At 48.9% G+C, this 16,807-nt stretch carries 16 protein-coding genes and 1 pseudogene; 3 read left to right on the forward strand and 14 right to left on the reverse strand.

Annotation, left to right across the window (positions count from 1 at the left end; all coding sequences use genetic code 11):
* Positions 1 to 178: 178 nt before the first annotated feature.
* The 4 genes from ING2E5A_RS14025 to ING2E5A_RS14040 form a co-directional block, all read right to left on the reverse strand.
* Positions 179 to 952 (reverse strand): IS4 family transposase, encoded by a 774-nt coding sequence (locus ING2E5A_RS14025; protein WP_071137940.1) that lies wholly within the window; start codon positions 950 to 952, stop codon positions 179 to 181.
* Between the two features lie 8 nt (positions 953 to 960).
* Positions 961 to 1,464, reverse strand: coding sequence for a DUF4372 domain-containing protein (locus ING2E5A_RS14030; protein WP_071137941.1), 504 nt, complete (start codon positions 1,462 to 1,464; stop codon positions 961 to 963).
* 22 nt (positions 1,465 to 1,486) lie between these two features.
* The gene (locus tag ING2E5A_RS14035; protein WP_071137114.1) at positions 1,487 to 2,590 is read right to left on the reverse strand and encodes an ISAs1 family transposase; all 1,104 of its coding nucleotides are present in this window, start codon (positions 2,588 to 2,590) and stop codon (positions 1,487 to 1,489) included.
* Between the two features lie 300 nt (positions 2,591 to 2,890).
* Positions 2,891 to 3,475 carry an RNA polymerase sigma-70 factor gene (locus ING2E5A_RS14040; RefSeq protein WP_071137942.1) on the reverse strand — a complete coding sequence of 195 codons (585 nt, stop codon included), beginning with the start codon at positions 3,473 to 3,475 and terminating at the stop codon, positions 2,891 to 2,893.
* A gap of 287 nt (positions 3,476 to 3,762) precedes the next feature.
* Here ING2E5A_RS14040 and ING2E5A_RS15415 point away from each other — a divergent pair, with 287 nt between their 5' ends.
* Complete coding sequence (locus tag ING2E5A_RS15415) at positions 3,763 to 3,930, forward strand: hypothetical protein (RefSeq protein ID WP_154670097.1); 168 nt, start codon at positions 3,763 to 3,765, stop codon at positions 3,928 to 3,930.
* A gap of 154 nt (positions 3,931 to 4,084) precedes the next feature.
* Here ING2E5A_RS15415 and tnpC read toward each other — a convergent pair whose 3' ends face one another.
* The 7 genes and pseudogenes from tnpC to ING2E5A_RS14075 form a co-directional block, all read right to left on the reverse strand.
* Positions 4,085 to 4,747, reverse strand: coding sequence for an IS66 family transposase (gene tnpC / locus ING2E5A_RS14045; RefSeq protein ID WP_161942045.1), 663 nt, complete (start codon positions 4,745 to 4,747; stop codon positions 4,085 to 4,087).
* Positions 4,680 to 5,603 (reverse strand): IS66 family transposase, encoded by a 924-nt coding sequence (locus ING2E5A_RS14050; protein WP_071137944.1) that lies wholly within the window; start codon positions 5,601 to 5,603, stop codon positions 4,680 to 4,682. Before ING2E5A_RS14050 ends, tnpC begins: the two co-directional genes overlap by 68 nt.
* A 51-nt stretch (positions 5,604 to 5,654) precedes the next feature.
* Complete coding sequence (gene tnpB / locus ING2E5A_RS14055; RefSeq protein WP_071137945.1) at positions 5,655 to 6,017, reverse strand: IS66 family insertion sequence element accessory protein TnpB; 363 nt, start codon at positions 6,015 to 6,017, stop codon at positions 5,655 to 5,657.
* Between the two features lie 11 nt (positions 6,018 to 6,028).
* Complete coding sequence (tnpA, locus tag ING2E5A_RS14060) at positions 6,029 to 6,379, reverse strand: IS66 family insertion sequence element accessory protein TnpA (RefSeq protein ID WP_083373258.1); 351 nt, start codon at positions 6,377 to 6,379, stop codon at positions 6,029 to 6,031.
* Positions 6,380 to 6,441: 62 nt separating this feature from the next.
* Positions 6,442 to 6,588 (reverse strand): annotated as a pseudogene (locus ING2E5A_RS14065) (DUF4372 domain-containing protein); the annotation flags it as partial.
* Between the two features lie 665 nt (positions 6,589 to 7,253).
* The gene (locus tag ING2E5A_RS14070; protein WP_071137947.1) at positions 7,254 to 8,396 is read right to left on the reverse strand and encodes an IS110 family RNA-guided transposase; all 1,143 of its coding nucleotides are present in this window, start codon (positions 8,394 to 8,396) and stop codon (positions 7,254 to 7,256) included.
* An 86-nt stretch (positions 8,397 to 8,482) separates the two neighbouring features.
* Positions 8,483 to 9,694, reverse strand: a complete 1,212-nt coding sequence (locus ING2E5A_RS14075) for a transposase (protein ID WP_071137948.1) — start codon at positions 9,692 to 9,694, stop codon at positions 8,483 to 8,485.
* Positions 9,695 to 9,873: 179 nt separating this feature from the next.
* Here ING2E5A_RS14075 and ING2E5A_RS14080 point away from each other — a divergent pair, with 179 nt between their 5' ends.
* Together ING2E5A_RS14080 and ING2E5A_RS14085 are read left to right on the forward strand one after the other, a co-directional pair.
* Complete coding sequence (locus ING2E5A_RS14080) at positions 9,874 to 10,269, forward strand: helix-turn-helix domain-containing protein (protein WP_317039811.1); 396 nt, start codon at positions 9,874 to 9,876, stop codon at positions 10,267 to 10,269.
* Positions 10,241 to 10,528 carry a helix-turn-helix domain-containing protein gene (locus tag ING2E5A_RS14085; protein WP_071137950.1) on the forward strand — a complete coding sequence of 96 codons (288 nt, stop codon included), beginning with the start codon at positions 10,241 to 10,243 and terminating at the stop codon, positions 10,526 to 10,528. The genes ING2E5A_RS14080 and ING2E5A_RS14085 overlap by 29 nt, the downstream gene beginning before the upstream one ends.
* 52 nt (positions 10,529 to 10,580) lie before the next feature.
* Here ING2E5A_RS14085 and ING2E5A_RS14090 read toward each other — a convergent pair whose 3' ends face one another.
* From ING2E5A_RS14090 to ING2E5A_RS14100, 3 genes are read right to left on the reverse strand one after another with little or no spacing between them, the layout of a single operon-like run.
* Positions 10,581 to 11,624 carry a DUF4973 domain-containing protein gene (locus ING2E5A_RS14090; protein ID WP_071137951.1) on the reverse strand — a complete coding sequence of 348 codons (1,044 nt, stop codon included), beginning with the start codon at positions 11,622 to 11,624 and terminating at the stop codon, positions 10,581 to 10,583.
* Between the two features lie 24 nt (positions 11,625 to 11,648).
* A complete protein-coding gene (locus ING2E5A_RS14095; protein ID WP_071137952.1) occupies positions 11,649 to 13,673 on the reverse strand; it encodes a RagB/SusD family nutrient uptake outer membrane protein in 2,025 nt (674 codons plus the stop codon).
* Positions 13,674 to 13,684: 11 nt separating this feature from the next.
* Positions 13,685 to 16,798, reverse strand: a complete 3,114-nt coding sequence (locus tag ING2E5A_RS14100) for a SusC/RagA family TonB-linked outer membrane protein (protein ID WP_071137953.1) — start codon at positions 16,796 to 16,798, stop codon at positions 13,685 to 13,687.
* Positions 16,799 to 16,807 lie beyond the last annotated feature (9 nt).

Genomic DNA, 16,807 nt, shown 5'->3' on the forward strand with positions numbered 1-16,807 from the left:
TGGAATTTATCCTTCCTCTATTTTATATACGATTGTTAATTAAAAACTACGTAGAGTTTTTCAAAAAAAATCAGTATCAACCGACTAAAATCAAAATCAATCGGTTCTTATTTTTAAATACCTGACAAGTAGATCATTACGGCTCCTGTCTTTCATTTCCAAAAAGTGCTCCCCCCCCTCAAAACAGTGATAATTGGGCGGCCGTGGGACTTTTATTGCGACTTTTCAGTCGTCTGGGATAAGTGCGCCTGCCTTCGGTCACCACCCACGTCAAATCCAGATGGCTTATCAAATGCATCCTCAACAACGCGGCTATGGTTGAAAACGCCTTTTCGCTTTCCGACTTGGTCTGAATCACCTGTAAAAGCAAATACGCGATCAGGGTACACCATACTTGGGTCTTTATCCCGTTTTCAGTGTCGGAATAAAAATAGGTGAGTTGGAAGTTTTGCTTCAATTTTTTGAATCCCGTTTCGATAGACCACCTATTTTTATAAATCAAGGCAACTTCCTCGTCTGTTATTTCCCAATTATTGGTGATGAACTTGTATTTACGCCCCTGTTCATCCCTGTACCAAACTAAACGAAGGCATAAGGTCCTCGTCTGTCTGACTTTCTTCCTTTTTTTCTTGCCTTCGGTCCCCGTCTCGACCTTCTCGATATATTGAACGTGGATATGTTTCACCTTGTAAACGGCATGTTCCCCTTTTTCCAGCTTCTTCTCGTGAAGGACTTCCTGAACCTCGTACCTTGCATTGTCTTTCAGCCGACAAACGAAATTCACGCCTTGTCGCGTCCATTTGGCGAACTGCAGGTAGTAATTGTATGCCTTGTCGAAGACCACCATGCTGCCTTCACTTAAATTCAGGTATTGCAAGAAGTTCTTGTCGTGCATTTTCGCCTCGCTTATCTTCACGAATCGCGGCGTGTCAGCATGGACGTCGGTCAGCATGTGGACTTTCAGGCCGCCTTTCTTTTTCCCGTCGCCTTTAGGGTTCCGGCCACGCCTTTCATCACGTCGGAAAACAGCGTCACCGTACTCGAATCAAAGGCATAGAACTCCTCGAAACTGATACCCTGCTTCCGGCACTTTTTTTTGCGGCTGACCGACAAAAGCGGGGAAAAATGGGCGATCAGTGCAAAGTAGAACAGACGGAACAGCTCCTCGTCCCTGTCACGCAATGCATCTCCGGCAGTGCTTTTTGCAGGCGAACTCTCCATGCCCAGGTAATTCAACTTGCCACCCAAGGCACGCATGCCGTCACAGACTTCACCCATCGAGTCGCAACGGGAAAAAATGCCAAAGAGCATCACGATCAATTGATCCCAGGAAAAAAACGCCTTGTAATATTTATCACTGCCGAGCCTTATTACCAGCTCATCGAACTTTTCCCTCGGGAGAATATTCACTATTTGTCTTAAGATCGGCTGACCGACAAATTTATTTTCGCTAACTTTGCCCATGGTTGGAACAGGGTCAACGCATTTAAATTTTCAACAACTGTAGCAAAAAGTTGTCATCCCACCCGGCCTTGAGACGTTTTGAAACCAAAGAACCCTTCGATGTGTCTTGTTTTAGAAGGTTGAGTGCTATTTTTCTGATGAAGGAAAAGTTTTGGGCGGAGTTCTTCGCCCTTTTCCTTTGCCGGTCTTCGTCAAAAACCATGTCCAATGTCCAGTGGAGTTTGTTTTCAATGCCCCAGTGCTGACGTATAAAAGTGTTGAAGTTTGCTGCTTGGTCAATGACACTGCTAATGTAGAAACGGGTTTCGGTCTCCTGTTTTTTACCCGTGTCCCTGTGGGCAGTAATCCTGACAATCGTCTTGAGTCCTTTCCAGTGTTCCCTGTTGTCGATGAAACCCAGGTTCGAGATAATTTCACAGGTACGTGTTTCAATCCGTCCGTGCCCTTTTTCCGTCACCTGATCGACCGAGTCCGGATTATGCCGGTTGAAACTGTCCTCCACCTGGGACAAAAGCTCTTTCTGGTTACCCTTGACCGAAAGGATATAATCCGCTTTATTTTCTATGATTTTTTCAGCAATCTTCGTTTGGGTACCAATGGCATCTATGGTAATAATGCTTCCTTCTATGTCAAGCAGGTCCAGCAATAACGGGATGGCCGTGATCTCATTGCTTTTCTCATCCACCTTGAGTTGGCCCAGGACCAATTGGTTTTCTGATGCCCAGGCGCTGACCATGTAGATGGCGTTCTTTTCATGAAAGCTGTCTTTGGACCCTTTTATACACTTGCCGTCCAAGCTGATAACCTCTTTTGTGATATGCTCATCCTTTAAAGAATCAACCCATTTGATGAAAGCTTCTTCAAAAAGACGTGGACGTAAACTGGAAAACACCCTGTTAATCGTATCGTGTGAGGGGATACCGTTGGGCAGTTTGAGGAACGTTTTCAGGAATGAAAGTTTTGTCTTGCCGAAAAGTTCAATTGAATCCCACGATTCCGCCCCACAAATAACGGCGAGTATCGACAGGATTATGATGTCGGATAGCAGGTGTTTCTTGTTCCTGTTGATTCGGTGGTCGGGAATGCACTCAAAATACCGGTGCAAAGAAGTGGCTGGACTTGTCATGTCTTTTTTGAGGCAAAGATACGCATTTACATTGCCTCAAAACAACACAAGTTATTAACAACCAGACGGATAAATTGTTGATAACACTGTCTTTTCTGATTTTTTTATGCGTTGACCCTGATGGTTGGAAATTTAGTTTTTGACAATCCAAATTTACAACTTAGGGACGAGACTTCGGTTAAGTCCCTATATTTTCTTCATTTTTTAGTCGGTCAGTACTGAAAAAAAATAAAAAAACGCTTGCAGACTGCGTCAATAAGTTATTATCGGACAATCCCCTAACGGTCGCGTTATTTAAATTTAAAATAAAAAAAATGCTGAAAAAAAAAGTGTTGCTGAAATCGACTTGAGCAGTTTTAAATTATTCCGAATTAGCTTTAAGGCGTTGTAAATGTGAGTCTCAACGGTCCTCACGGAAACATTCATCTCCTCTGCTATCGTCGCGCTCTTTTGCTTTTCTAAATAGGCCTTTTCGAAAACAATCTTGCATTTAGGGGGTAATTTCTCGATAGAATCATAAATTGCCTGCAGGTTATAATTTTCCGAACTCTCATTTTCTGAAAGCTCATAATATTCCATGGCATCAATTTTAAGTTGATGCTCTGCTTTACTCAAAAATGTTTCGGCCACCTTTTTGTGTTTTAAATAGTCATAGCAAGCATTTTTGACCATTGCCAAAAGGTAGTTCTGTAGATTCTTCTCAACCATGATGGTTGATTTTTTATCCCAAACATCAAGAAAAATATCATGAACTATATCTTCAGCCGTGGTCGCGTCAACATACTTTCTGGCAAAATTAATCATATCCGCTGCATAGGAAAGATAAAATTCTCGAAAATATCTTGTCGCCAACTTACCGTCTGGTGATTTTTTTTGTTCTGTCATATGTTACTACCTAAAAGTCTCAAATAAAAGTTGCATGTGTCAGATAAAGTATTTATCTTTAAGGTGTTAAATAAAAAATAACACTCACCCGACACATGCAATACAAAAATAGTAAAAAAATCTCATTTACTGCCAGTTCAGTAAAGAACTGAAATTCCCGCTTTTTTCTAACCAGATTATTGTCAATCACACGTAATTTACTGATAAATAGTGAAAATATTTTGGAAAACCCTTGTTTTTCTCAAACAATATGATTACATTTGTAACCATATTGAAGATTCATTGTCATGGGAAAAAGGGTCATCGAGATCAAGGCGAAGAATGGAACGGTATATCTCTACGAGGATGAGTCATACTGGGACAGGGAAAAGGGTTACTCAACGCACAAGCGCACCTGTATTGGCAAGAAGGGGGCAGATGGTGAGGCTATTTACAACGTATCCCGTCGGCTATGAGCGTGTTGCAGGAATGGGTAAAAATTAGCATATCCCTCTCCGGTCCACCTCCTATGGTTTATTCTCTGCTTCAACCGGCACATTGAATCAATGGCGGTATGACAATATTGTATTCGATCGTTGATCGGGGGTATCGTGCATGTAAGGATCCGTCTTATCCAAGGATATTCTCTTTCCAATTGTGTGGGAGCAGCTCTTCCAGTTTATTCGCGTGATGATCGGGTATTCTGTTGAGGACATCAGTCATCCATCGCGTTGGATTCACGCCGGCTTCGCGACAACAGGCGAAGAAAGAATACATCATCGCGTTACGCTCGGCTCCCTCGTGGCTCCCGCAGAATAAATAGTTACGGCGTCCCAGGGCAAGTTTCCGGATTTTATTTTCAATCTCGTTATTGTCTATCTCGAATTTGCCGTCCGTCATCGTCCTTTCCAACCTGTCCCAAATTTTCAGAGTGTAGGCAACCGCGATTCCTATGGGAGATTTAGGCAGGACTTGCCCCCGCTGGTCTTCCAGCCATCGTTTCAGCTCTTCCATCACCGGTATTGATTGTTGTTCGCGCAGCCGGTGCCGTTCCTCGAATGGCATCTTTTCTTCGCGTGCCCGTTTCTCTACCCGGTAGAGTTTCGCGAACAAGTCAAGGGCTTGACGCGATCTCGATGGCGAGTTCTCCTTGGCGTGTTCAAATTTTCGCCGGCTATGGGCCATGCATGCCAAAAGTGTGATGTGCTCCGCGTCCTTATACTGGTCATACCCCCGCGTACGCGTCAGTTTGGAGCGCGCCGCGGTACCCGTCAAGAAATCCGGCGGCGACATCCCCCGAGCGGGATTTTCCGTACCTGAAGCACGCCATGCCTTCCACGGGGGCATGAAACACCCACATGTACCCCTTGTGCGTGGCACCGGGCTTATCCGAGGTAAGAACAGGTATCGGGGACTCGTCCACCTGAAGGTAGTCGCGTTTCATTATTTCATGGATCAGTGTATCGTGTAACGGCTCAAGCAAGCGGCAGACGGCGGCGTACCAGCCCTTGAGCGTCGACTCGGCAACCGGTATCTTTTGCCGCTTGAATATCTCGGCCTGGCGATAGAACGGGAGGTGGTCGATGAATTTGCTCGCGCAGATATGGGAGAGAATGCCCGCCCCGGCATTTCCTTTCACGATGGGCAACGAGGGCATGGGGGCTACAGTAACGCAGCCTTCACCTTCCGTGCCCAGCACCACGTACTTGGGACGGATAATAACCCGCACGTAAACGTCGGCGGGCTTGTACTCCAGCAGCTCGGTGACAGACTCCCCTATCTTGACGGCTCCATCGGGGATAAGGTCAGGTTCAATCACCTCCTCTTCCCGTCGCAGGTGCTCGGGAAGACGGCTCCGGACAGGCTTTTCGCGTGTCTTTTCGCGTTCGTAAGTGATGGTTTCCTTGTTCGCTTCCGCTTTTGGCTGAATATCGCGAAGTGAATCCCGCGTGCCGGCAAAGAGGTCCAATTGCCCGTCATCGGTTTTTTCCGACCTGAAGCGTTCACTTCTCACACCGTAAAGCATCCGTTTTAGCTCGGAGAGTTGAAACCTCAGGTATTCGCAATCGGACTTGATGGACAGCAATTCGTTATATTCCCCGCGGGAAATAACAACCTGGTCATTCAATTCCGTATTGCTTGTTTTCATGGTGTAAAGATACAACTTATCAATGAGATGAACAAGCACGAAAGTCTTTATTCACGCGGTTTTTGGAGCAATATTGAAGCTTTTCCGGCGGGTGGTTTTTTCCATGGAAATACCCTCGACCATCATGACCAAATCGCGCCAAAGAATACTGCATCCCTTGCCGGAAGAATGGACGCGGGGAAGGGAAAAGCGGCCGCTTTCCAGGCGCTTGTGGTACAGCACGAGCCCGCCCCGTTCCCAATGGAGCAGCTTGATGGTCGTCCTGGACCTGTTGACAAAGATGAACACTTCCCCGCCTAACGGGTCGCGTCCCAATTCCGATGAGACAAGCCCGCATAAACTGTCAAATCCTTTACGCAGGTCGGTGGGTGAGAGGCAGAGGTAAAAACGCTGGGATTCGTTAAGTGAGAACATCGTCCGGGAAATTAAAAAGTGAGCAGTTCCCCGAGTAGCGTGATGTCGGTTACCCCCTCGTCCACGCGAAGAGTTACCCCGCCGGGATAGGCGATCTCGAACCGGGGCATCCGCCGGGAGGACGGCTTGCCGATAACAGTTACCGGCTGCAAGAGGGATGGCTCCTTTGCAGGGGGTGTTTTTGAGGCTTCATGTTCCGGATGGACTTCAAGATACAATTTTCTCCATTTGTAAAACTGCCATTCACTCATGTTTTTGGACCGGTAAAAATCCGTGGCCCGCTGACCACTTTGAAAGTACTCTTCGATCAGGGAAAACGCTTCGTGTTGAGTAAAACGACGATTCATTTTGTTAGTGTTCATCTTTTTTTGACAAAGATCACGGTTTAATCGAAGCAATCCAATACGCCTATGACCGACGGCTTACGACCGAACATCATGGCAAGCAACTGATTCCAGCAAGTGAAATGTTTCACGTACTTGTCACCATCATATTTGCGCACGATGTAGTTAAACTTATTCCTGTCGAGGAAACAGACCAATTGGGCGAAAACGAATTTATCCTTATGCATTGTAGTTCTATTAAAATTCAAGAAGTACAAAGATGAGAATTGAAATCCGTTTAATCGAAAAATTACTTTAACTAACTAAATTTCAAATATTTCAAAGAACTCTACGAGATTTTAATAGGACAGTAATGATATTAGAAAAAATGCATTCATTCCAGGTTAAATGTCCCGTCAGAACACTATAAAAGTTGACGGTTAACCAGGAAGGGTATCAGTTAATTTGTATATATATTTGTTAACAGATAACACCAATCGTTGAAGTGATTGGACGAGGTGTTAATTTCACTGTTCTTATCTGTAGAACACATTTATTAATTTTTACAAAAATAGATTTACAGATAATTAAACTGAAAAAAAGATGGTTGACTTATATAACATTTTGGTTGATTTTTATTATATTTCCTCTATAAATCCATTTGTTTCCCTGCATAATAAACCCATTGAAACTGGTTTGCTATATTTTAGACACATAGATTTACTGACGAAAGAAGAATGAACTTTCGTCAATGTAAATTAATTTCCTCTTCGAACTCTTACGGTTCTTGATCGGCGTTCAATACGGATTGTCTGCCACGGTCAGTTTGCGAACCGGGGTATAAAATCCACCACAAATATAAAGGCCTTACAAACAATCCGACTGCTCCGGAAAAGCGGAACAGGAGTCCGCCCTACGAAGCAGTTTTTTTCTTCAGATGATACGTTTCATCAAAGTTCTCATGTCTGGAAAGCAGTGTCCAGATAACGGTAAGCATCTCCCGGGCAACGGCTACGATAATGGCGTTATGATGTTTTTTCATCCCTTTCAAATGCCAAAACCGGAAGTAAAACACCGAACCTTTCGTTCGGGCAGCACCATTGGCACATTCCATCAAGGCTTTACGCAGATACTTGTTCCCGTGTGTTATTTGGCGGCTCTTAATTTTTCCTGCGCTTTCATCATTGCGCGGTCGGAGTCCTGCCCATGACACCAGGGCTGCTGCAGTAGCAAAAAGTTCCATATTATCGCCTATTTCCGAAATGATAATGGCTGCCGAGACAAGCTTTATACCCGGCACGGTCAGTAAAAACGAGAAGGCTTCGGGGTAGAGTTGATTGCACATGCGCACCATGGCATCAAGGCATTGTTGTTTTTGGAGTTGAAGCATGTCAAAGCTTTGAGTGTACTGCTGCAATAAATCGCTGTCACTTTCACAAATACACCCTTCCAATGCCTCGTGTACGGCTGATTTCCCGTATCGGTTAACCGTGCGTCCATGAATGAGTTTGACCAGCGCATCGGCTGATGTCTCTCCCGCAATCAGGGCATCCACTACTTTACGGTAACTCTTGCTTTTGGTACGTGAAACATAATTGCTCAAACGAATGTTGCAGCGTTGTAGAAGCATGTCGATACGTTGCTCGCAGCGAACCAAATCTTTGTTTATCTCGTTAATGCGACGCCCATATTGACGAAGTCGCTGAATGTTCCCGTCCGGAACAAAACTGTCTCTGACTAATTCTTTAAGCAACGCGGTTGCAATCCATTGCGCGTCCTTCACATCGCTCTTGCGTCCGGGCAATTGTTTAAGAAACTGAGGGTTTACCAGATGAAGAGAGAAATCGTTTTCAAGCAACCGCCAAATCGGAATCCAATAAATACCGGTACTTTCCATACAAATATCACTCACGTAATGTGTATGCAGTACAGAGGACATTCGTTTTATTTCACGTGTAGTTACACCAAATTTTTCTTCTGTCTTTTTGCCTTGTTCGTCCAAAATGCACATAAATATGCTATCTTTGTGGATGTCGAGACCGCTGACTGTTCTCATAAAAGATAAAATTTTAAAAGTGAAACAATTGTGCCTTTAAGCACCTTTATCATCTATCAATAGTTCGTTAAAAATATAGTTTGGAGTCAAGCAGCACTTGCTGCAAACTCAATGAGTTCCTTGACAAGTTTATCATTTAATCTTCTGTTCGGTTTAATGCCGGACACGCAAATAAATCGTTCAAGCAAGTAGGCGTTGTGTATCATCGTTTTACATGATGCCATCGAAAAAGGAATACCTCTTTCCCTTGCCAGCACCTTTGCCAGGTTTATTGAGGTAAGAGACGCATTAAAGTTGAACGATAGCTTTGCTACGTCCCTTGCCTGCGATTGCATCAGTCCTGTGAAGCCTTTGGCATCCCTGAAGCAAAACTCGATCTGAAAACGGGTGCGGTAAAATTCTATAACATCTTTTCCACTCATCTCAGGATTGGTAGAGAAGAACAGTTTGGGATTTTTCCCATCCTTGGAATACCAGATGACAAGCCTGACCATCTGTTTAAATGATTTGGAATAGGCTACCAAGGTGTAGAGATCACCGTTATCAATATTGATCTTTTGCACTCTGGTTGTATCCAGGTTGGCCATGTCAATCTTTCCGTCGTAGAGTTTAGGCCTGCCTTTCTTGCCTGTCGGTTTCTGCAGTGTTGGATAATAAAGTGCGGCGTCATCCCTGAAACGGCTGACCAGATCAAACTTCATCTCTTGCAGACCCGTAACGAAGTTGTTCTTTGCGAAGTAGGCATCAGCAACCACGTGACGGCTTGCCCGATGGAGTTTCTCCTGCATCGATTTAAGGACCAAAAGGTACCAGTCAATCAGGTTGGCATCACGACTCTCCAGGGTTTGACGGTCCGGAGTCTGAACGGCCTGTAGACTGATGCAATCCTTGTTGTCGACGTCTATAAGGCCCACTCCCAGGATTTCCAATCCTCTTTTCGCCTGACCGGCTGCACCCGACCAGAAGTAACCAATCCAAGGGGTATTCTTTCCTGATTTGGATATATAACTGGGATCAATGGCAATTGCCTTGCGATCTCCGGTTAATACCCTATCAGACAAAGACAAGTTAAACTCCAGCCAATCAAAATCCTTCGAGAAGTTCTGGCGAAATCGCTGTTCACACGACTTGCCATATCTCCCCAATTGTAGGAAATTAATCCTGCCGGGAATGACCAGATACAAAATAAGCGTCTCCATAAGGAATGATTTGAAACTTTTGTTTAACTTCGTAGTTAGTTCACCTAGAACATCACTACAGATACCTTTATATTGGTTAAGTATGCTGGTTCTATCCATCTTTATTAGGTTTTGATCAGCTATAAAGATACTGATAATCAGCTACTTAACCATCTTTTTTATGTTAAACTATGTTATGTAAATCATTGAATTTTAATTGGTTAATTGAATATTTACCGAAGTATTGATGTAAGTTTGTTACACATTATTATTTTAACATTAATCTTAACATTAGTGCAGTGAGAAGAGGTGTTAATGCGGATAACGCGAATATGGGTCTTAACCTGCAACGCATCCGGAGATACCTGGGAGTTAAACAGACCACACTTGCAGCTGAACTCGGCATGAGCCAGCCGGAGATATCGAGGCTCGAACGTCAGAAAGTGATCGACGGAGAGCGGCTGCAGCAGATCTCCGATATACTGGGCATTTCGCCAGAAGTGATCATAACTTTCGACGTCAACAAAACCATTTCAACCATCAACGCTTCACCGGCAGGACAAAACAAGAGAGTGACTGGGAAGCCCGACCTGTCTGAGAAGATCGTGGAGCTCTACGAGCGACTATTGGAGAGTGAACGGGAGAAAGGTAAACTGATGGAGCAACATGGAGAGACATATCGGACGAAAAATTGAGAAGATCCGTCAGCTCCGTGGCATGACGCAGAGTGAACTGGGTCAGCTGCTGGGAGTAACCAAACAGGCGGTGTCGAAGATGGAAAAAACAGAACGATGCAAGGAGGAGAAACTGAGAAAGGTGGCAGCGGCATTGGGGGTAACCCCGGAGGGGCTGAAGAGTTTCAGCGAGGAGAGTATCTTCTACGAACATGAAATTGGGAGGACCATTGAACGGTACGAAAAGCTTCTGGACCAGATGAAAAGAGAAGAAAAATAAAAAGGGCTGCCTCTTGCAGCCCCTTTTATTTTCCGATTGCTTCTCCTGCCGATTACCAGAAGATGGCCTGATCCTCGTCGGGGATGAGGGTACTGATGTTACGCTGCATCAGCATGGTTCCCTTGCACCTGTAGGGGAAGACCATGTTTTGGCTCGAAACCGGATCCTTGTAGCGATACTCCATCGTCAGGGTGAAGAAGCGCTTGATGATGTGGGGACGGTCGATATCATACTCCTCCTTGATCTCGTAGGTGGGTTGACCGATCACCTCAAACTCCAGTTCAGGATTGTCTGCCCAGAGCTCCAGCTGTCCCCTCTTCAGATAGAGACCGGTCATCTCGCCCGAGATCGGATCTTGGATCTCGCTCACCTCGTCGGGTGGGAGGAACTTGCACTTCACCTTGAAGTAACCGCGGTTCTCGGCCAACTCTTCGGTGATACCGGCGTAGAAGAAGATGGTGTTCTCATCCACCACCCTCGCCTCGCGCGTGCTGGCGGTCATGTACTTGGTGGTGTTGTCACCGAAGTAGACATACATGCTGGCGGCATTGTAGATGCCCGAGTAGTCGTTGAAGGGCATCACCCACAACAGCGCCTTGTGACGCCCCTTGTAGGTGTTCATCGTGTAGGACTTGTCGGGCATGATGGTGAGCGGCAGCACCCATTTCTCCACCAGATCCAACCCTTTCAGATTGAAGTTGATGGGGAAGAGTGCCACGTCGGTTCCGGCCGGTATCCGGCAGTTCTTGGAGGGAAGTTCATAGAAATCCTCCGACAACTGTCTGTAATAGAGGTCGGAGCGACCTGCATACTTGTCGATATTGAGCTGATTCAGTGTATCGTTATCCACATCGATGCGGACCGAATAGTCGCGATCGTTATTCCTGGATCCGCTCACGATCACCGGAAGCTGGTAGGTCACCTTTACGCTGTCGGGCTGGTACCGCAAGTAGATGACACTTACATCGTCGCGGTTGATGGGCGCCTTCAGCGAGACCATCCGGGTGTACAACTCATTTTCCCACTCGTCGTTGCAGCCGGTTGCCAGAATCAGGAGGCAAAGCAGCAAGATGCGGTATATGGATATTTGTCTCATAGTTCAATTTGCAGTTTAGATAGTTTAGTCATACATGGGCCAGCCGGGAGCCTGGGTGAGGCGGGCATTGCGTTTCAGTTCATCATACGAAACGGGCCAGAAATATTGTCTCATGGACCATGCGGTCTGTACGCTCGAAACGACAACCTGTTCATAGAAATACTCCCTGTACTCTCTCGGTACGGTGGTGTTGCAGCCGTAGATCATCTGGCTCTCTTCCTCCGGAGCATCTTTCCAGCGACGCAGGTCGTAATAGCGCTGGTTTTCACCCAGGAATTCGATCTGGCGCTCACGCTTGATCTGTTTCCTCAACTCATCCGCACTGGCATAGGGATCGCCGATGCCGATCTCGTCGTAGTTGGGAACCCCTGCACGGAGACGGACCGGCAGGATGGCCCTCTTCATCTCCTCCACGTCGCGCGACACGTTATAGGTCTCGCTGCCGTCCCACGAGCGGATCTGATAGGTGGAGGTGAGCTCGTTCAGCGCCTCGGCATACATCAGCAGGATGTCGGCATAACGGATGGCGGGGTCCACCTTCGGATAGTCGGCACCATCCTTGTAGCTCTCCTTCGGATTGACATACTTCATCATGCCGATGCCGGTGGGGATCCAGCGGTCGTCGGTGCTGACGATCTTGCGCCCATCATCCTCTCCATAGTAGTAGAAGGTCTGGAAATCGCGATTGTTGGCATCCTTGGCGCTGGTGCAGCTCCAGTTGGCACCGTTGAAGGCGACCGAGGCGTAAAACCGCGGTTCGCGGTTGGCATACTCCAGCCAGACATCCTTGCGCAGGAAGGGGTACTCGCCATCGTAGGTGGTGAACCCTTTCGGTGCGGTGGCCCGGTCGAACGGACTGCCGTCGTTCATGGCGTAGGCGTCGCACTGCTTGCCGGTGATACCGTGACAGTTCCATCCGCCAGCCTTGGCGACCGGCATCTGGTGACGCGACATCGACTTGATCCCATACTCGTCGTTCAGCTGGTTGTCGCCGCGCGAGAAGATCAGCTCGGGATTCTCGCCCACATAGAGGTCGCCGTTGAAGAGAGCCCGGTAGGAGTCGAGCGGGTCGATATCCTTCCATCCACCCTCTTTCCAGGTGAGTTCAGAGTAGACGGGATGGTAGGGCGGATCAACCGTCTTGGGATAGGCACCCCATAAGCCGCCAGTGTTCCGCTTGGGAGAGGTGTAGATCTCGTAGACATTCAACCGGATCACGTCGAGGGCGGCAGCGGCAGCCTTGGCCCACTTCTCCTCGTCGTAGGTGCTGGAGATGAGCTGGCGCCCCTTGTCATCGGTGAAGGAGGCCATCTCGGGATTGCCGTTCATCAGCGGGCTGGCGCCGTAGAGGTAGGCTTTGGCCCGGACGGCCAGTGCGGCACCGCGGGTAGGACGGGAAGCACTGCGCGAGCTCCGTTTCAGCGGCAGCAGTTCGGCAGCCTTCAACATCTGCTCGGAGATGTACTCCACACACTCCTCATAGCTGTTTCTCGGATAGGCCAGCTCCTTGTAGGGGGCCTCGTAGTCGAGCCCTTCGTCGGGCAGGATGGGTACCGGGCCATACTTGCGCAGCAGCAGCCAGTAGAGGTAGCCGCGGATAAAATAGGCCTGCCCCTTCAGGTCGTCGCACATCTCCTCGGTGATCTCCGGACCGGGGTGAACATGCTGCAGGAAGATGGAGGCCTGACGGATACCTTCGTACGACTGGTCCCACGGACGGGCAATCAGGTCTCTCACGTTGCCGCCATACTGGGGCCCATATTTACCGAACTTGAAGTCGGAGAAGGTGACACCGGCACCCTTCTCGGTAAAGATCATGTCGTCTGAATAGTTGGTCAGGGTAAAGCGGACGTGGCCGATCTCCAGGTTATAGGAGAGCAGCTGGTAATAGGCGTTGGCCAGCCACTGCTCGGTATAGTCGCGACTGTTGAAGATGCGCTCCATGTCCTGCCGGTCGTTGAAGTAGCGATCCACATTGAGGTAATCGGAACAGGAGACCAGGAAACATCCGATACCGATAATCATGCTGAGAAATATATTCTTTTTCATCTTTCTTCCGTTTAGATATTGACTGTAAACCCGAATGTCACTGTTTTACCCAACGGATATTTCATACCGTTGGAGCTACCCATCTCCGGATCCCACAACTTGAATTTCGAGAAGGTCAGCAGGTTCTGACCGATGAAGTGGAACCGGACGCGCTCCATGTACCACCGGGTGGTCAGCGCCTTGGGGAGGGTGTAACCCACCTCCAGCGTCTTCAGGCGCAGATAGGAGCCGTCGCGCAACCAGTAGGTGGAGGGACGGTAGTTGTTGGCGTTGCCACCGTAGCTGAGACGGGGATAATCGGCATTGGGATCCTCGTTGACACCCAGAATCCAGCGGTTGCCTTCTGCCATGTCAGCCAAGATGTTGCCCCATTCGCCGTTGATGAAGGGATAGACGGTGAAGCCGTTGATAAAGAAGTGGGACTTGCCGGCACCCTGCATGTGAACATTGAAGTCAAATCCGTGCCAGTTGGCCGAAACGCCGAAACCGTAGATCAGGTTGGGACGGGTGGTGGCGCCGATGGGCACTACGTCGTCGTCGTTGACGATACCGTCGCCGTTGATATCCTTATACTTGATGTCACCGGGCATCACGTCCATGGCGTTGCCGAAGTCCTGACGGGGGCTGTTGCGGATATCCTCATAATCCTTGAAGAGACCGAGGGCAATCAATCCCTTGGCCTGGTCTACCCGGAAACCGGTCCGGCGGAGGTAGGGATAGCGGTTCACCAGCTCGTCGGCCTCGGTGATCTCGTTGCGGCTGTAGGTGAAGTTACCGCGGACCTGCATCGATACCTCGCCGATCTTATGGTCGAGCTTGAAGTTTCCGTCGAAACCGTTGTTCTTCACACTTCCGATGTTGGCCGAGGGGTTCTGCCCCTGGATACCCACCATGTCGGGCAGATAGGAGCGAACCATATAGATACCGTCGCGCCGCTCGTTGAAGTAGTCTACCGTCAGGCCGAACTTGTCGCCCCAGAGGTAGAGGTCGAGACCCAGGTCATGCTTCTTGGCAATCTCCCAGGTGACGTTGTTGGAGGATACCCGGGTATAGGTAAGACCGGGATAGCGGAAGGGACTGTTCAGGTCGCCCCAGTTGTAGCCGATCTCCTCGCTGCCTGCCGGCGTGCTCCGGCTGTAGTTGCCAAAATCGGCCAGGTAGGGGAAGCGGGAGGTAGAGTTGTCGGTTCCCACCTCACCGTAAGAGTAGCGGATCTTGAGCATGCCGAGCCAGTCGATACGCTCCTGCACAAACGGCTCTTCAGCCACATTCCACGCAGCCGAATAGGAGGGGAAGAAGCCGAACTGGTGCCCCTTGGCGAAGTTTTCGGAACCGTTGTAGCCGAAGTTGTAGTTGAGCAGGTAGCGGTTCATGTAGCCATAGGAGAAGTTACCGGCCAGACCCTGATGGCGGCGGGCGATGCCTGCCATGATGTCGCCACCGATGCTGGAGGTGTTGACATAGTTGTCCTGCGTGTACTTCAGCACGCTACCCACGTTGTGGGCGTCGAAGGTGCGGCCATAGGAGACCTCCGCCTCGATGAACTCCTTCCGGTCGCCACTGGCCGAGGAGTATTGCGCCAGCAGACGCTCGGGCACCATCCGGTTGAAGACAATGTTTCCGTTGGTGTCGCGCTGACGCTCGGCACGCCACATCTCGGGGTTCTTCCGCCGCTGGATGTAGTTGTAGTTATAGGTGTCGTAACCGAACCGCCCGATAAACTTCAGACCCTCGGTGATGAAGTCCAGTTTCTGGTCGAGCGTGATGTTGGAGTTGATGGTGTTCTGCCAGATCTCGCTGTAACCGGTCTGCGTGGCGGCAATCCAGGGGTTGTAACGCCGCTCAAGCATCTCCGACTCCTCCTGCTGGATCACCGGCACATAGCCGTTGGTGTAGTATACCGGCGTGGAGATGGGGTTGTAACCGAAGATGGAGTACCAGATGTTGTCTGAGGTGGTACCTGCATGGTTCGACTTCTCCAGGGCTCCGCCGATACCCACTTGGATCAGCGTGGAGGTGGTGATGTTCATGTCCATGTTGAGGCGGTAGTTGTAACGCTGGTAGTTGGCGTTGGTGTTGTACTCCTTCATGGTCTTGTCGACATTGTACATACCTCCTTCATCGAGGAAGCTGCCCGAGAGGTAGTAACGTGCCTTGGAGCCACCGCCCTTGGCACTGATGGAGGCGCGGTAGGTGGGTGCGCCATCCTTGAGCAGCAGATCCATCCAGTTGACGTTGGGATAGATGTCGGGGTCGAGCTGATCGGCAATCATCATCAGCTCATAGTCGTTATATACCGCTTTCTGGTTGCGGGTAGTGCGGGCCTCGTTGGCCATGGAGGCGTAGGTGAGCCCGTCCACAAACCGGGGTGTCTTGGTGCGGGTGGTCCAGGTGTACTCGCTCTTGACGTTCACCTCCACCTTGCCTTCCGAACCGCGCTTGGTATTGATCAGGATCACGCCGTTGGCACCGCGCGAACCGTAGATGGCGGTTGCCGAGGCATCCTTCAATACGGAGAACGACTCTATATCCTCGATGTTAAGTTCATCCATGCTACGCTCAAACCCATCGACCAGGATAAGCGCGCTGGAGCTGCCACCGAAGGTGGAGATACCGCGGATCCAGAACTCGGAGGTGTTGGAACCGGGCTGTCCTGACCGCTGCATGGCCATAACACCGGCCACGTTACCGGCCAGCGCGTTGGTCAGACTCGAAACGGGCGTTTTCAGGGTCCCCACCTCCACGGTGGTGATCGCACCCGTCACGGTCACCTTCTTCTGCGGTCCCACACCGGTAACGGTCACCTCATCGAGGGCAGTGGCCTTCGATTCCTGCATGATTATATTCAATACGGTGTTTTCATCCTTGACCAGGTGTTCCTGAGTTTCATAGCCGAGATAGGAAAACACAAGGTACTGGAAAGCTTCCATCTTGATTTTATAATTTCCGTCGATGTCGGAAGCCACACCCAAACCGGGTTTCTCCTTGACCACAACCGTTGCACCGATCAGTGGTTCACCCTTCTCATCGACGATGGTACCGGTAACCTCTACAGTTTTTTGCTGGGCAAAGATGCTCCAGGTGCCGATCACGGTACATACAATAAGTAGGATATATTTTTTCATGTTTTCAGT

The organism is Petrimonas mucosa, from assembly GCF_900095795.1.
In the GTDB taxonomy this organism is placed as follows: Bacteria; Bacteroidota; Bacteroidia; order Bacteroidales; family Dysgonomonadaceae; genus Petrimonas; species Petrimonas mucosa.

Bases quoted from the DNA above. Each gene is read 5' to 3' on its own strand.
- ING2E5A_RS14025 (WP_071137940.1), bottom strand. From the start codon at position 952: ATGCTGACCGACGTCCATGCTGACACGCCGCGATTCGTGAAGATAAGC.
- ING2E5A_RS14030 (WP_071137941.1), bottom strand. From the start codon at position 1,464: ATGGGCAAAGTTAGCGAAAATAAATTTGTCGGTCAGCCGATCTTAAGA.
- ING2E5A_RS14035 (WP_071137114.1), bottom strand. From the start codon at position 2,590: ATGACAAGTCCAGCCACTTCTTTGCACCGGTATTTTGAGTGCATTCCC.
- ING2E5A_RS14040 (WP_071137942.1), bottom strand. From the start codon at position 3,475: ATGACAGAACAAAAAAAATCACCAGACGGTAAGTTGGCGACAAGATAT.
- ING2E5A_RS15415 (WP_154670097.1), top strand. From the start codon at position 3,763: ATGGGAAAAAGGGTCATCGAGATCAAGGCGAAGAATGGAACGGTATAT.
- tnpC (WP_161942045.1), bottom strand. From the start codon at position 4,747: ATGTCGCCGCCGGATTTCTTGACGGGTACCGCGGCGCGCTCCAAACTG.
- ING2E5A_RS14050 (WP_071137944.1), bottom strand. From the start codon at position 5,603: ATGAAAACAAGCAATACGGAATTGAATGACCAGGTTGTTATTTCCCGC.
- tnpB (WP_071137945.1), bottom strand. From the start codon at position 6,017: ATGTTCTCACTTAACGAATCCCAGCGTTTTTACCTCTGCCTCTCACCC.
- tnpA (WP_083373258.1), bottom strand. From the start codon at position 6,379: ATGAACACTAACAAAATGAATCGTCGTTTTACTCAACACGAAGCGTTT.
- ING2E5A_RS14070 (WP_071137947.1), bottom strand. From the start codon at position 8,396: ATGAGAACAGTCAGCGGTCTCGACATCCACAAAGATAGCATATTTATG.
- ING2E5A_RS14075 (WP_071137948.1), bottom strand. From the start codon at position 9,694: ATGGATAGAACCAGCATACTTAACCAATATAAAGGTATCTGTAGTGAT.
- ING2E5A_RS14085 (WP_071137950.1), top strand. From the start codon at position 10,241: ATGGAGAGACATATCGGACGAAAAATTGAGAAGATCCGTCAGCTCCGT.
- ING2E5A_RS14090 (WP_071137951.1), bottom strand. From the start codon at position 11,624: ATGAGACAAATATCCATATACCGCATCTTGCTGCTTTGCCTCCTGATT.
- ING2E5A_RS14095 (WP_071137952.1), bottom strand. From the start codon at position 13,673: ATGAAAAAGAATATATTTCTCAGCATGATTATCGGTATCGGATGTTTC.
- ING2E5A_RS14100 (WP_071137953.1), bottom strand. From the start codon at position 16,798: ATGAAAAAATATATCCTACTTATTGTATGTACCGTGATCGGCACCTGG.